This window comes from Kitasatospora sp. MMS16-BH015 (genome assembly GCF_002943525.1).
GTDB lineage: Bacteria > Actinomycetota > Actinomycetes > Streptomycetales > Streptomycetaceae > Kitasatospora.
Map to the genome: position 1 here is coordinate 3407373 of NZ_CP025394.1, position 14323 is coordinate 3421695.

A 14323-nucleotide genomic window follows, 5' to 3' on the forward strand; every position below is an offset into this window, starting at 1 on the left:
CCTCGCAGTTCCCCGAGTCCCTGATGGGCCATACCTAGGAGCGAAAAGTTGATCCCCTGGAGCGATCTCCAGAGCACTGCCCTGCTCGGCACCGACCGCCGCCCGCTACCCCTCGACGCCGAGGACCCGGCCACCGCGCTGCTCGACCTGGCCGCCATAGCGACGGTGCGTCAGCGAGCCGGAGCCAGGCCAGATCCGGCCGTCGAGATACCCGAGCCGGCTGCGCCGGACCCCCGCCCGGAGCTTCCGACGGCGGCCTCCCGCCGCCTTGCGCTGCTGCTCCGCGACCGCCAGTCCAGCGGCGCCGCGGTGGCCAACCTCGCCGAGCTGCTGCCCCAGTGGCTGGCCACGGCCCGCGACCAGGGGTACCGCGCGACTCCGGCCCTCGTCCCGGAACTCCTCGATGCCGCCCGGGCCCGGAGCGAACTCCGGCCCGACGCCGTGACCTTGGCCGGCCCCCTCGGCGGCTGGCTCGCGGAGCGCAACCACGACTGGCGGTACGTCAGCCGCACGGCCGTCCAAGGCGGGCAGCCACAGACCACCGACCAGCTCTGGCACGAAGGGCTGTTCGCCGAACGCGTCACCCACCTCACCCGCCTCCGCCGTCAAGACCCAGCCGCCGCACGGGAGTTGCTCCGCTCCACCTGGTCGACCGAGCGCGCCGAGGACCGGCTGCTCTTCCTCGACACCCTCCAGGAGGGGCTCTCCCCCGCCGACGAGGAGTTCCTCGAGTCGGCCCTGACCGACCGGAGCAAGAACTGCCGGGCGATGGCCGCCGAGCTGCTCTCCACCCTGCCGGGCTCGGCCCTCGGCCAGCGGATGGCCGAGCGCGCCAAGGCCGCCGTCCGGTACCAGGACGGGAAGCTGCTCGTCACCCCGCCGGCCGAGTGCGACGCCGGGATGCAGCGGGACGGGATAGCGCCCAAGTCGCCCACCGGGCGCGGTGAACGGGCCTGGTGGCTCGGCGAGGTGATCGCGGCCACGCCACTGGCGCTCTGGCCGCAGGAGACCGGCTGCACGCCGGCGGAGCTGCTGGCGCTGCCGGTGAAGGACGGCTGGACGGAGGACCTGCACGAGGGCTGGGCCCGCGCCGCCGTCCGCCAGGGCGATGCCGACTGGGCCCGGGCGCTGCTCGGGCAGGTGCCGAGCAGCCCGCGGCCGGGGCGGCAGGTCGTGCAGAAGCGTCAGGCCGAGCGGACGGCCGGTGCCGCGGCCAAGCTGCTGGCGGTGCTGCCGCCGGCCGAGCGGGCCGCCTGGACGGCCGGGTACATCGCCGGGCACGGGCTCGGCGAGGCGTTCCAGGCGCTGGGCGCCTGTGCGGTGCCGTGGACGCCGCCGCTGAGCACCGCCGTGGTGGCGGCGCTGCGCCGGACGGCGGGCTCCGGCGGGTACCCGTGGAGCCACAGCGGGGTGCTCGGGATGACCGAACGCGCACTGGCACCCGAGACGGCCACGGCCGTCGAGGAGCTGGCGGCCGAGGCGGGGGCGGACAGCCCGTGGGCCGAGACCTTCACCAGGCTGGCGGGCACCCTGCGGTTCCGCGAGGCGATGCTCGCCGAGCTGCTCCGCCCGGCCGCCTGAAGCGGGGGCTCGGCCAGGCTCAGACCGACTGACGCAGGTTGTTCTGCACCCAGGTGATGATGTCGGCGGTGGTGGTGCCGGGGGTGAAGATGTCGGCCACGCCCATCGCCTTGAGCTCGGCGATGTCCTCGTCCGGGACGATGCCGCCGCAGAAGACCGTGATGTCGGCCGCGTCGCGCTCCTTCAGGAGCTCGATCACCTTGGCGCAGAGCGTCATGTGCGCGCCGGAGAGGATCGACAGGCCGATGCCGTCGGCGTCCTCCTGGATGGCGGTGTCGACGATCTGCTCGGGGGTCTGGTGCAGGCCGGTGTAGATGACCTCCATGCCCGCGTCGCGCAGCGCCCGCGCGATGACCTTGGCGCCCCGGTCGTGGCCGTCGAGCCCCGGCTTGGCGACGACCACCCGGATCGGGCCTGACACACCCATCACTGCCTCCTGGACCACGTTGTCCCACCCGGCCACCAGGGCCGACCACCCCGTAGTTAACCATCCTTAACCGACCTCCGGGGAGGCTCGTCCGGTCTTCGACACCCAGCCGTCCACACACCGTCACCACGGCACGACGCCTCGTACGCCACGCCGGGCGACTTGCGGACTTTGTCCGATCTCGCCCCGGGGCACTACAGTCTCGGCTGTTTTCTCCCGGCTCGACCCCCTGGGCACCCGGGGGCCCGAGCCCGCCGCGCGACCCGAGAGGGCGAGGACCTTGACACTCACCCCACCCCGCCGCGCCGCCAGGCGCGACCGCGGCCGGGCGGCGACCCGCTCCGCCTTACTGTCCGTCGCGCTGCCCTCGGTCGGCGCCCTGGGGGTCTTCGCGGCGGCCGCGGCCCTCACCTCCGCGCACCCGCCGCACCGCTCCGCGCCACCGCCCCGGCCGGGCCCGGACACCCCCGGCGAGGCCCGGGCCGCCCGCACCGGCGCCCGCGACCCGCTCCCGGAGCCACCCCAAGCCCCCGCCCCGCCCCCGGAGCCGACGCCCCGTCAAACCGCTGCCGCCCCACCGGGCTACGCCCTGCCGGTGGAGGCCCCGGGCCTGAGCGCCGCCTACGGCTCGGCCGGCACGCACTGGGCCGCCCGGCACACCGGCATCGACTTCCCGGTGGCTAAGGGCACGCCGGTGCGGGCCGTCACCGACGGCACGGTGAGCGCCCGGTGGAACCCGGCCTACGGCTACATGGCCGCCGTCACCGCCCCGGACGGCACCCGCACCTGGTACTGCCACCTGGGCACCTACCGGCTGCGCCGGGGGCAGGTGCGGGCCGGCGAGGTGATCGCCTACTCCGGGAGCAGCGGCAACTCCACCGGCCCGCACCTGCACTTCGAGGTCCACCCCGACCACGGCGGCCCGGTGGACCCGCTGCCGTGGCTGCTCGCCCACGGCCTCGACCCGCGCTGAATCAGAGCTTCTCCACCGGCGCGTACCGCAGCAGCAGCTGCTTGCGCCCCGAGGCACCGAAGTCGATGGTCGCCTGCGCCTTCTCCCCCACCCCGGCGGTGGCGGTGACGGTGCCAAGACCGAAGGTGTCGTGGGTGACCCGGTCGCCCACGGCCAGCGCGACGATCTCCCGCTCGGTGACCTTCCGGGCCGACTTGCCCCAGCCCGCCTTCGGCTGCAGCCCGCCCTTCGAGGAGCTCGACGAGGAGCTGGAGAAACCCCGCGAGGGCGGCGGCGCCGAGGCCGCGCCCGTCCGCTTCCAGTGCACCAGCGGCTCGGGGATCTCCTCCAGGAAGCGCGAGGCCGGGTTGTAGGAGGGCTGGCCCCAGGCGCTGCGCAGCACCGACCGGGTCAGGTAGAGCCGCTGCCTGGCCCGGGTGAGGCCGACGTACGCGAGCCGCCGCTCCTCCTCCAGCTCCTTGACCTGGTTGAGCGCCCGCATGTGCGGGAAGATCCCGTCCTCCATGCCGGTCAGGAAGACCACCGGGAACTCGAGGCCCTTGGCGGTGTGCAGGGTCATCATCGTGATGACGCCCGCGCTGTTCTCCTCGTCGTCCGGGATCTGATCCGAGTCGGCCACCAGCGCGACCCGCTCCAGGAAGTCGGCCAGCGAGCCGATCGGCGGCACGCCCTCGGCGTCCTCGCCCTCGGGCCGCTCGCCCGGGTCCTTCTCGTACTCCAGGGCCACGGCGGCGAGCTCCTGGAGGTTCTCCACCCGGGTCTCGTCCTGCGGGTCGGTGGAGGACTGAAGCTCGGCCAGGTAGCCGGTCTCCTCCAGCACGGCCTCCAGCACGGCCGCCGGCCCGGCGCCGGTCTCGACGATCGCGCGCAGCCCGGCCATCAGCTCGTTGAACCGCCGCACGGCGTTGGCCGAGCGGGCGGCCATGCCGTACGCCTCGTCCACCCGCAGCAGCGCCTGGGGGAAGCTGATCCGCTCCCGCGCGGAGAGGGCGTCGATCATCGCCTCGGCCCGGTCGCCGATGCCGCGCTTGGGCACGTTGAGGATCCGGCGCAGCGGCACGGTGTCCTCGGGGTTGGAGAGCACCCGCAGGTACGCGAGCACGTCGCGGACCTCCTTGCGCTCGTAGAAGCGCACCCCGCCGACCACCTTGTACGGCAGGCCGACCCGGATGAACACCTCCTCGAACACGCGGGACTGCGCGTTGGTGCGGTAGAAGACGGCCACGTCGCCGGGGCGGGCCTCGCCCTTGTCGGTGAGCCGGTCGATCTCGTCGGCGATGAACTGGGCCTCGCCGTGCTCGTCGTCGGCCACGTACCCGACGACCTTCTCGCCCGCCTCGCCGGCCGTCCAGAGCTTCTTGTCCCGGCGGTTGGCGTTGCGCTCGATGACGGCGTTGGCCGCGTCCAGGATGGTCTGGGTGGAGCGGTAGTTCTGCTCCAGCAGGATGGTGCGGGCCTCGGGGTAGTCCTCCTCGAACTGGAGGATGTTGCGGATGGTCGCGCCGCGGAAGGCGTAGATCGACTGGTCCGCGTCACCGACCACGCAGAGCTCGGCGGGCGGGGTGTCGGCGCCGCCGCTGAGCTCGCGCACCAGCATGTACTGGGCGTGGTTGGTGTCCTGGTACTCGTCGACCAGGATGTGCCGGAACCGGCGGCGGTAGTGCTCGGCCACGGCCGGGAAGGCCTGCAGCAGGTTGACCGTGGTCATGATGATGTCGTCGAAGTCGAGGGCGTTGGCCTCGCGCAGGCGGCGCTGGTAGAGGAAGTACGCCTCGGCGAGCTTCTTCTCCATCGGGTTGGCGGCCTGGGCGGCGTACGTCTCCTCGTCGATCAGCTCGTTCTTGAGGTTGCTGATCTTCGCGGTGAAGGACTTCGGCGGGAACTGCTTCGGGTCCAGGTCGAGGTCGCGGCAGACCAGGGCCATCAGGCGCTGCGAGTCGGCCGAGTCGTAGATCGAGAAGCTGGAGGTGAAGCCGAGGTACTTGCTCTCCCGGCGCAGGATGCGCACGCAGGCGCTGTGGAAGGTGGAGACCCACATCGCCCGGGCGCGCGGGCCGACCAGGGCCTCGACGCGCTCGCGCATCTCGCCGGCGGCCTTGTTGGTGAAGGTGATGGCGAGGATCTCGCCGGGGTGCACCCCGCGCGCGCCCAGCAGGTAGGCGATCCGGTGGGTCAGCACCCGGGTCTTGCCGGAGCCGGCGCCGGCCACGATCAGCAGCGGGCCGCCCGCGTGCAGCACGGCCTCGCGCTGCGGCTCGTTCATCCCCTCCAGCAGCTGCGCCGGGTCGGTCACGGTGCGGGCGGCGCCGTTGCGGTGCCAGGCGTCCCGCTCGACGAGGGCGGCGTGGTCGGTCTGGAACAGCCCCTCGGGGATCGCCTCCTCGTGCCCACCGCCGTAGTGGTCCTCGTACGGCGGCTCCTCGTCGAACGACGGCACGAACGACGGCTCGAACGGAGGCTCGTACGGCTCGTCCACGGGCTGCGGCTGCTGTGACTGCTGCGACCCGGCGGAGGCGAGGGACTCGAAGCCGGGGAGCGGGAGGTCGTCGAAGAGGCTAGTCATGGCCCTTCGAGTCTATGGCCCGCCACCGACAGGCAGGCCCGGCCCCGGGAATGGTCGGATTCGCCCTGCTCAGCGCCGCGAACGGGCAGCGAAGCCGACCGGAACGGAAAGTTCCGCAAGCTTTCGGGCAGAGCCGTGCCCTTCGGCCCGGCGCGCCGGGAGCTGCCACTAGCGTCCCCGACCCCACCCCGTTTCCGCGGGCGGGCAGGTCACCCGCCTCGGCGGGCAACACGGCGGAGAGGCGCAGCGGGCATGGCCACGCACCGAAAACCCCCCACCACCCCGTCCCGCGGCGGCGCCCCGCGCCGCCGCCGGGCGGTCACCCTGGCGGGGGTGGCGGCCGTCTCGGTCACCGCGCTGGCCACCCCGGGCCACGCCGAGCCGGGCCCGGCCGGGCCCGAGCAGGTGCGGGCGCAGGTGGACCGGCTGTACCGGGAGGCCGAGCAGGCCACCCAGCGGTACGACGGCGCGGCCGAGCAGACGGCGGCGCTCCGGCAGCGGGTGGGCCGGCTCCAGGACGAGCTGGCCCGCAAGGCCGCGGCGATGGAGGCCACCCGGACGCGGCTGGGCGCGCTGGCCGCCGAGCAGTACCGCAGCGGGGGCTTCTCCCAGACGCTCCAGCTGGCGCTCTCCGACGACCCGCGGCAGTTCCTGCAGCGGGCCGGGGTGCTCGGGCAGGTGGGCGTGATCGAGCAGCAGGCGCTGCAGAGCTACGGGCAGCAGCGGCTCGCACTGGACACCCAGGCCGCCGAGACCCAGCAGCAGCTGGCCGAACTCGACCGCCGCCAGCGGGAGTTGTCCGCCGACCGGGCCGCCGTCCAGCAGAAGCTGGCCGAGGCGCAGCAGTTGCTCGTCCACCTCGCCCCGGAGGCCGCCGACCGCTCGGACCGCCCGGGCTTCGAGGAGCTCCCGGCCCCCGCCACCGGCCGGGCCGCCACCGCGATCGCCTTCGCCCTGGCCCAGCTCGGCAAGCCCTACGTCTGGGGCGCCACCGGCCCGGACAGCTACGACTGCTCCGGCCTGGTCCAGGCCGCCTGGGCCGCGGCCGGCGTCTCGCTCCCCCGCACCACCTACGCCCAGATCGACGCCGCCCCGCGGGTGGCCCGCGGCGAGCTCCGCCCCGGCGACCTGGTCTTCTTCTACTCCTCCGTCAGCCACGTCGGCCTCTACACCGGCAACGGCCGGATGATCCACGCCCCGCACCCGGGCGCCCCGGTCCGCTACGAATCCGTCGACGTGATGCCCTTCGCGGGCGCCGTCCGCCCGGCCTGACCGGCCGGATCGGGTCACTGCCAGATCATGTTCCCCGGGGTGACGACCGGGGCGTCGGCACCGGCGTCGGCGGTCGCGGCGGCCGGCCGCTCGGCGGCGGTCGCGGCGACCGGCGCCGCGACCGCCAGCGCGAGGGTGAAGACCGCGACGATGGCGCCAAAGATGGTACGGGACATTCGAATTCTCCTCCGTCCGAGCCGTTCAAGTACCTCCAGCTTCGTCAGGTCCGGGACCGGTCGGAAGGGCGGACGACTGGACCGAACCGGCCTTGACCCGTTCCGTCCAGCCCCGCCGCCGGCTCAGAGCAGCCCTTCGTAGAACGGCGCCAGCAACGGCACCCCGGCATCCACCAGCCGCCAGCCCCGGAGTTCGGGGACGGTCGACAGGGCGCGGTCGCAGAGCGCGACCGCCCGGCGTTCGGCCTCCTCCAGCCGCTCGGCGAGCAGGTAGGCCCCGACCACCAGCCGCCCGGGTGCGGACAGGTGCACGCTCAGGTGCTCCAGCCGGTCCTCGGGCCGTGCCGCGCTGCTGATCAACTCGCCTAACCGGTCGGGCATTTCCCTGGTCGAAGCGGCGACCAGGACCATGTGAACCAGATACATGCATCCACGGTCCCAAGCCGCCTATCGGGATGTACAGGCATCATCCTGGACGGTTCGGGTCAGCGACCGGAACCGTCCATCGAACCCCTGGAGCCAAGGGCCGTTCGCATGCAATGATCCATCCCGGAGTGACGCCGTAGAACAGTGGAGGTTCCACATGCTCGCCGTACTCGGTCTCGACACCACCGCAGAAGCGGTCTACCGCGCCATGCTCGCCCACCCACAGGCCGGTGTCGAGGCACTCGCGGCACACCTGGGGTTGTCCGCGGCACAGATGCGGGAGGCCCTGGACTTATTGAGCCGGTTATCCCTGCTCCGACCCTCTTATGAACACGCGGGCGAACTGCGGGCCGTCTCCCCCGACATCGGGATGGAGATCCTGATGTCCCGTCAACAGGCCGAGCTGGCCTCCCAGCAACAGCGCGTCGAGGCCTCCCGGGCAGCAGCGGCCCAGCTGATCGCCGAGTACGCCGACCTGCGGCCGGCCGCGCCCCACCCCGAGATCGAGCAACTGGTCGGACTCGACCGGATTCGTGAACGGCTGGCGGTGCTGACCAGGGACATGCGCGCCGAGGTGATGACCTTCGCCCCGGACGGCGGGCACTCTCCCGAGAGCATCGAGGCCGCCCGACCGCTCGACCGGTCCCTGCTGGAGCGGGGCATCCTGATGCGCACGGTCTACCTGGAGAGCGTCCGCAACAACCAGCCCACGACGGCCTACGTCGGCTGGCTGGCCGAGCACGGCGCCCAGGTCCGGACGACCCCGGCCCTGCCCACCCGGTTGATCATCGTGGACCGGACCACCGCCGTGATCCCCGTCAACAGCGACGACTCCGCTGCCGGCGCCGTGGTGCTGACCGGCCAGGGCACGCTCACCGCGCTGTGCTCGCTCTTCGAGCACGTCTGGTCCCTCGCACAGCCGCTGGGCTCCCCGACCACCAGGCTGGTCGGCGGGTTGAACCCACAGGAGGCGACCGTCATCCGGCTGCTCGCCGAGGGGCTCACCGACGACGCGATCGCCAAGCGGCTCGGCGTCTCGCCCCGCACCTCCCGCCGGCTGGCCACCGACCTGATGGAGCGCCTCGGCGCCCGCAGCCGCTTCGAGGCCGGCGCCCGGGCCGCCCAGCAGGGCTGGCTGCCCGACATTCGGTAGGCCGGTCGTCAGGGCGCGTCGGGATAGACGAACGCGAGGTAACCCCCGTAGAGCGCCGAGGCCAGCGCGGCCGAGCAGAGGATCAGCACCAGCGAGGCGCGGCTGCGCACCCGGGCCAGGCCGGTGGCGACCGGCAGCAGCAGGGTGAAGGCGGGCAGCAGGAAGCGGGCACGGGAGTTGAAGTACGCCGCGTCGCCGAGTGCCAGCAGGAGCATCGCGCCACTGAACAGCACCAGGACCAGCGGCTGCCGCTGGACGATCGAGAGGGCGAAGAGCAGCACGCTCGCTGCCAGCACCACCGCGACCACCACGTCGGCGAGCATGATCGCGTCGGGTCTGACCAGCAGGTCGCGGAGCGAGTAGAAGGTCTTCCGGCCGAAGTCGAAGTGTGACTGCCAGGCGTCCTGCACCCGGAAGTAGCCGTCCCAACGGCCCTTCACCAGGCCCACCCAGCCGAGGTAACCGAGGAAGCCCAGCGGTGCCAGCAGCATCCCGGCCGCCGCCCGCCACCCGGCCCGCCCGCGCAGCAGCTCCCAGAGCGCGGCACCCGAGACGGCCGCCGCCAGCGCGATGCCGGTCGGCCGGCTCAGGCCGGCGAGCAGGGCGAGCACCCCGGCCCCGAGCCAGTCCCGGCGGACGGCCGCGTACAGCGCCCAGGCCACGAAGGCGGTGAACAACGGCTCGGAGTAGGCCGCGCTCTCCACCAGCGCGTACGGAGTGACGCCCCACAGGACCGCGGCGATCACCCCGACCCGCCGCCCGTACAGGTGCTCGCCGACCCGGAAGATCCCCCAGGCCGCCGCGAGCGAGGCGAGCCAGGCCACGGCCAGTGCCGCGGCCCCGACCGGCACCCCGCACAGGTGCACCAGCCGGATCAGCGCGGGGTAGGCCGGGAAGAACGCGTAGGCCTCGTACGGCCCGTGCGGCCCGGGCACCGGGGGGAACCCGGCGTAGCCGTGCACCACGATGCCCTGGTACCAGTAGGCGTCCCACATGGCGGCAAGGCGGTGCAGACCTGGGGTGCCCCGGCGAGCGCCCCAGGCGGCCACCAGCAGGACGCCCAGGGCCCGGGCCGCCGCGTAGGCCGCCAGCGCGGGTAAGGCGGCGCGCAGCGATGCGGTGCGTCGGCGGGTACCCGTCGGCGGGCTCGGAGCGGTCGGGGCGGTGAGCACGGGACCATCACACTCCCCGGGTCGCCGTTCGGCAAACGAGGTGTCAAACCACGCTGACGGAAGTCGGGCTAGCGGTGCCGCTCCAGCAGGGACACGGTGAGCCCGCGCACGTGCTTGACCTGCACCGGGGTGAAGACCGCGCGCAGGGCCTCCGCCTCGGGCTTCTCCAGGTTGGCGTACGGGTCGTCGGCCTCGCCGAGGGTGACCACCCAGACCCGCCCGGTGTCACCGATGCAGGCGGCCGGCTCCTTGCACGGGTCGACGAACAGGTCCTGCTTCTGCTCCGCGCTGCGGGCGGCGAACACGTCCTTGAGGTGCACGCCCTTCGGCAGGTAGTACTCGGTCTCCAGGTCGATCATCATCCAGGACGAGGAGCCGCGGACCGGGACGAAGCCGTCCCCGGCCCGGTAGCCGTCGGCGATGATCTTCGCGGCGGCCTTGCCGTTGGTCACCTCGTGCGAGGTGGACTTCCGCAGCGCCTGCTGGTCCTGGTAGCCGAGCAGGGCGACCGCCACCAGGCCGAGCGCGGTCAGCGCGCGGGGCCTGATCGCGGCCAGGCCGGCCCCGGCCAGGATGGCCCAGGCCGGCACGGTGTAGAGCTGGTAGCGGTCGAAGAAGTACGCGGTGTGCCCCTGCGAGACGAACCAGGTGAGCACGATCGGCAGGCCCGCCAGCACGCCCACTTCGAAGGCCCGGCGGCGGCCCACCGACCAGCCGGCCGGGATCGCCGCGAGGGCCAGGAAGCAGCCGCTGACCAGGGCCGAGCCGAACAGTCCGTGCCAGAAGTCGACGTAGGTGGCCAGCCCGGGCTGGTGCAGCCAGCCGATCTGCCGGCCGGCCTGCTTCTGGCCCAGCATCACCAGCGGCAGGACGGGCAGCATCGCGACCACCACGGCCGCCGGGAAGCCGAACAGCAGCCGCCGGTCACGGCTCTGCTGCCAGCGCATCGCCACGATCACGGCGTGGCCGGCCAGGAAGACCAGCGAGACCATGTGGAACAGCCCGGCCAGTGCCACCGCCACCGCGTACGGGAGCCAGCGCAGCACGGTCGGCCGCTCGATCGCCCGCAGCAGCAGCCAGGTGGCCGCCGAGACGGCGAGCAGCACGAAGGCGTAGGAGCGGGCCTCCTGCGCATACCGGGATATCGAGGGCACCACGGCGAAGAGCAGGCCGGCCACCAGGGCGGTGCGCGGGCCGAAGAGCTTGCGGCCGGCCAGCACCACGAACACCGCCGCACCGGTCATCGCCAGGGCGGAGGGCAGCCGGAGCACGGTCGGGGAGTCGCCGAAGGCGCCGATCCAGAAGTGCATCAGCAGGTAGTAGGCGCCGGAGACGGCGTCCACGTGGCCGAGCAGGTCGAACAGCTCACCGGTGCTGCGGCCGGCCGCCGTCCAGGTGGCCAGCTCGTCCCGCCAGAGCTCGGGGCGCCAGCTGCCGTGCACCCCGAGGCCGAGGGTCAGCAGCGCGGGCCACAGCCACACGTACCGCATGAACACGCTCCGGGCCCGGTCCGTCGTGGATCCGGCCGGAGGCGGAATGGGCGTCGTGGAGTCGTCGTGCTCTATCGCGGCGGCTGCAGTGGCGCTCATGGAGTCTCTCTGATCGCTGTGTGTCTGGGAGACGACGTGGCTGAGCGGCCCCTCGGTTCCCACCGCCCATAGGATGATATGTGCAGCGACCAGCGCCCCCGGCCCACGGCCGGGGGCGCTGCCTGCGACGGGCTCAGTCCTTGCGCGATCGGACCGGCGGGTCTGCCTTCGGCAGGCTGAGCGAGGGCGAGTAGAGCAGCCGCTTGAGCAGCGCGGAGAGCGGGCGCTCGGCGAAGCGGTGCACCGCGTAGGCCAGGCTCAGCAGGACGGCCAGGCAGATCAGCAGCAGCGGCTTTGGCGGGATGTGGTGGTTGCGGCCGAGGCGGATCAGCGCCCAGCCGATCTCCTGGTGCATCAGGTAGAGCGGGTAAGTGAGCGCCCCGGCCACGGTCAGCCAGCGCCAGCGCACCCAGTTGAAGGCGCCGAGCGCGACCCCCAGCATGACCAGGAAGGCGACCGCCGAGATCCCGGCCATCACCGGCCAGGAGAGCGTGTGGTGCACCTCGTACTCGTAGCTGCCCTCGGTGATGTGGATCCGGTTCTGCGCCACCAGCCAGGTGAAGCCCACGATGCCGAGCAGCATCGGGTTGGCCCCGAAGCGGTAGATCAGGTACATCGCCACGCCCGCGATGAAGTACGGCGCGTCCTGCGGCATGAAGACCTGGTCCATCAGCTTGCTGTCCGTGCTGGGCGTGATCACCGCGAGGATGGTCCAGATCCCGCAGAAGGCGACCACCCGCCGGTAGGTCAGCCCCATCACCGCCAGCACCGCGAACAGCAGGTAGAAGCGCAGCTCGATCCAGAGCGTCCAGTAGACGCCGTCGACCTCGGTCACCCCGAGCGGGCGCTCCAGCATGGTGAGGTTGGTCAGGATCTCGGTGATGGTCACCGGCTTGCGGTCGTACCGGGCGGTGGACGCGAAGTTCACCACCAGCGCGGTGAGCACGATGCCGACCCAGTAGGCCGGGTAGAGGCGCACCACGCGCGAGATGAAGTAGTCCTTGGGGCTCTTGCCCCAGCAGGACATGCATATGACGAAGCCGCTGATCAGGAAGAACAGTTGCACGCCCAGCCAGCCGTACGCGCCGAAGCGGTGCACCTCCGGCATCAGCGCCCGCGGGGCCTGCCCCCAGACGCCGGGGTGGATGTCCACCCCGGTCCAGTGGAAGGCCACCACGCCGAGCGCGGCGATCAGCCGCAACCCGTCGAGCACGTAGAGCCGCGGCTTCCGGCCGGCGGGCTCCCCCTTGGCGGCACCGCCCTGCCCGGCGGAGCCGGGTGCGGGCTCGGCCGAAGCGGGCGGCGGTACGGACGTGACAGTCTGCGACATGGCTTGGCGCTTCCGGCTGCGGGGCGGGGACGGGTAGACCCTAAACGCTGGACCCCCACCCCCGCACAAATCAGCCGAATCGTTAGGCTAACGCCCGAGTTCAGAACCCGGCCCAGAGGCTGTTCCCGGGGAGCATCTGGCCGCCGGCGCCCAGGTGGCCGGCCCCGTCACCGGGGTAGAGATTCAGATTGCTGTTGGCGTCGATCCCCGCCACGTCCCACTTGCCGTCACCGTTGAAGTCACCACCCATCACCGAGTGGAAGCCGGTCCACAGGCCGCTGCTGCCGAGCATGTCGCTGCCACCGCTGACGTGCCCGGCACCGTCACCGACGTACAGCTTGAGGTTGTTGTTCGCGTCGATCCCCGCCACGTCCCACCTGCCGTCACCGTTGAAGTCACCGGCCGTGATCGTCTTGAACCCGGCCCACAGGCCGTTGCCCCCGAGCATGCTCGACCCACCGCTCACGTGCCCGGCACCGTCACCCACGTACAGCTTCAGACTGTCGTTCGCGTCGATACCCGCGATGTCCAGCCGGTTGTCACCGTTGAAGTCACCGGTGATGATCGCCTTGAACCCCGCCCACAGGCCGTTGCCCCCGAGCATGCTCGACCCACCGCTCACGTGCCCGGCACCGTCACCCACATACAGCTTCAGACTGTCGTTGGCGTCGATCCCCACGATGTCCGGCTTGCCGTCCCCGTTGAAGTCACCGGCGGCGATCGCCTTGAACCCCGCCCACAGACCATTGCTGCCCAGCATGTCGCTGCCGCCGCCGACGTGGCCCGCGCCGTCCCCCGGGTACAGCTTCAGGTTGTTGTTCGCGTCGATGCCGACCACGTCCACCTTGCCGTCCCCGTTGAAGTCGCCGGCCGCCGTCCGGGTGCGGCACAGCGACGGGGTGCCCGGGCTACCGACGGCCCAGCCGTCGGTGACCGCCTGGTCGAGCGCCGGGTAGAAGTTCTGCGCCAACCGCGCGTACCCCAGATCGTTGGGGTGGAGCCCGTCGGCCATCTCCCCCGAGGCCAGCTCCGGGGCGTCGACGAAGCGGAACTTCTTGCCCGCCTGCTGCTCACCCGGCTCCCAGGCCCGTAGGGCACCGTTGTACTGGTCGATCAGACCGCGCATCCCCGCCTTCACCGGGTCCCCCGGGGTGGTGGGCACCAAGCCCTGCATGATGACGGTGACGCCGGGCTTGTCGGCGAAGATCCGGTCGACCAGGGCCTCCGCCCGGTCCGCCGCGTGCGCCGTGTCGAGACCGTTGTTCAGGTCGTTGATGCCGAGGTGCAGCAGGACGACGTCCGGCCGGGCCTGAGCGATCCACCCGTCCACGCCGCTGCTGATGCCGTCGATCACATAGGTGCTGTGCCCCTCGTGGTTGCAGTCCGCCATCGTCCCGCCCCGCAGCGAGCCGACGAAATCCACCGCGTACCTGGACTGCTGCGCCACCCTGTCCAGCAGCGGCCCCCGGTAGCCGTTCCCGGTCGAGCTCCGATAGCCCGCCGTGATCGAGTCGCCCAACGGCAGCACCCTGAGCACCGGTGGCTGAGCGGTGGTGGCGGCCGAGGCGGGTGCCGAGCCGAGGGCCGGAGCCAGCAGGCCGGCCAGTGACGCGAGGACAACGGGGACGAGTCGCTTCATCTCTTCTTCCCAAAAGACGGAG

General features: G+C 72.3%; 12 protein-coding genes. 4 read left to right on the plus strand and 8 right to left on the minus strand.

Going from position 1 to position 14323, the window contains the following annotated elements; genetic code table 11:
• Nucleotides 1-48 precede the first annotated feature (48 nt).
• Nucleotides 49-1581, plus strand: coding sequence for a DUF5691 domain-containing protein (locus CFP65_RS14605; RefSeq protein WP_254552394.1), 1533 nt, complete (start codon nucleotides 49-51; stop codon nucleotides 1579-1581).
• 19 nt (nucleotides 1582-1600) lie between these two features.
• Here the strand turns inward: CFP65_RS14605 and CFP65_RS14610 are convergent, their stop codons facing one another.
• On the minus strand, nucleotides 1601-2008 hold the full coding sequence (locus tag CFP65_RS14610; protein WP_104820880.1) for a cobalamin B12-binding domain-containing protein: 408 nt from the start codon (nucleotides 2006-2008) through the stop codon (nucleotides 1601-1603).
• Between the two features lie 280 nt (nucleotides 2009-2288).
• Between CFP65_RS14610 and CFP65_RS40910 the strand changes: the two genes are divergently transcribed.
• Nucleotides 2289-2981 (plus strand): M23 family metallopeptidase, encoded by a 693-nt coding sequence (locus CFP65_RS40910; protein WP_254552395.1) that lies wholly within the window; start codon nucleotides 2289-2291, stop codon nucleotides 2979-2981.
• Between the two features lies 1 nt (nucleotide 2982).
• Here the strand turns inward: CFP65_RS40910 and pcrA are convergent, their stop codons facing one another.
• Nucleotides 2983-5544, minus strand: a complete 2562-nt coding sequence (gene pcrA, locus CFP65_RS14620; RefSeq protein WP_254552396.1) for a DNA helicase PcrA — start codon at nucleotides 5542-5544, stop codon at nucleotides 2983-2985.
• A gap of 252 nt (nucleotides 5545-5796) precedes the next feature.
• Here pcrA and CFP65_RS14625 point away from each other — a divergent pair, with 252 nt between their 5' ends.
• Nucleotides 5797-6816 carry a C40 family peptidase gene (locus CFP65_RS14625; RefSeq protein ID WP_104816513.1) on the plus strand — a complete coding sequence of 340 codons (1020 nt, stop codon included), beginning with the start codon at nucleotides 5797-5799 and terminating at the stop codon, nucleotides 6814-6816.
• 14 nt (nucleotides 6817-6830) lie between these two features.
• Here the strand turns inward: CFP65_RS14625 and CFP65_RS38925 are convergent, their stop codons facing one another.
• Both CFP65_RS38925 and CFP65_RS14630 read right to left on the minus strand, forming a co-directional pair.
• Nucleotides 6831-6992 carry a hypothetical protein gene (locus CFP65_RS38925; RefSeq protein WP_158702172.1) on the minus strand — a complete coding sequence of 54 codons (162 nt, stop codon included), beginning with the start codon at nucleotides 6990-6992 and terminating at the stop codon, nucleotides 6831-6833.
• Nucleotides 6993-7115: 123 nt separating this feature from the next.
• Nucleotides 7116-7418: a hypothetical protein gene (locus CFP65_RS14630; RefSeq protein ID WP_158702173.1), complete on the minus strand. Its 303-nt coding sequence runs from the start codon at nucleotides 7416-7418 to the stop codon at nucleotides 7116-7118.
• A gap of 157 nt (nucleotides 7419-7575) precedes the next feature.
• On the opposite strand from CFP65_RS14630, the gene CFP65_RS14635 reads away from it, so the two are divergent.
• Nucleotides 7576-8571 (plus strand): helix-turn-helix transcriptional regulator, encoded by a 996-nt coding sequence (locus tag CFP65_RS14635; RefSeq protein ID WP_104816515.1) that lies wholly within the window; start codon nucleotides 7576-7578, stop codon nucleotides 8569-8571.
• An 8-nt stretch (nucleotides 8572-8579) separates the two neighbouring features.
• Here the strand turns inward: CFP65_RS14635 and CFP65_RS14640 are convergent, their stop codons facing one another.
• From CFP65_RS14640 to CFP65_RS14655, 4 genes are all read right to left on the minus strand, one after another.
• The gene (locus tag CFP65_RS14640) at nucleotides 8580-9743 is read right to left on the minus strand and encodes a glycosyltransferase family 39 protein (protein WP_104816516.1); all 1164 of its coding nucleotides are present in this window, start codon (nucleotides 9741-9743) and stop codon (nucleotides 8580-8582) included.
• A gap of 68 nt (nucleotides 9744-9811) precedes the next feature.
• On the minus strand, nucleotides 9812-11332 hold the full coding sequence (locus CFP65_RS14645; protein WP_104816517.1) for a glycosyltransferase family 39 protein: 1521 nt from the start codon (nucleotides 11330-11332) through the stop codon (nucleotides 9812-9814).
• Nucleotides 11333-11465: 133 nt separating this feature from the next.
• Nucleotides 11466-12662: an acyltransferase gene (locus CFP65_RS14650; RefSeq protein ID WP_104816518.1), complete on the minus strand. Its 1197-nt coding sequence runs from the start codon at nucleotides 12660-12662 to the stop codon at nucleotides 11466-11468.
• Nucleotides 12663-12762: 100 nt separating this feature from the next.
• Nucleotides 12763-14301: an FG-GAP-like repeat-containing protein gene (locus CFP65_RS14655; RefSeq protein ID WP_104816519.1), complete on the minus strand. Its 1539-nt coding sequence runs from the start codon at nucleotides 14299-14301 to the stop codon at nucleotides 12763-12765.
• Between the last annotated feature and the right edge of the window lie 22 nt (nucleotides 14302-14323).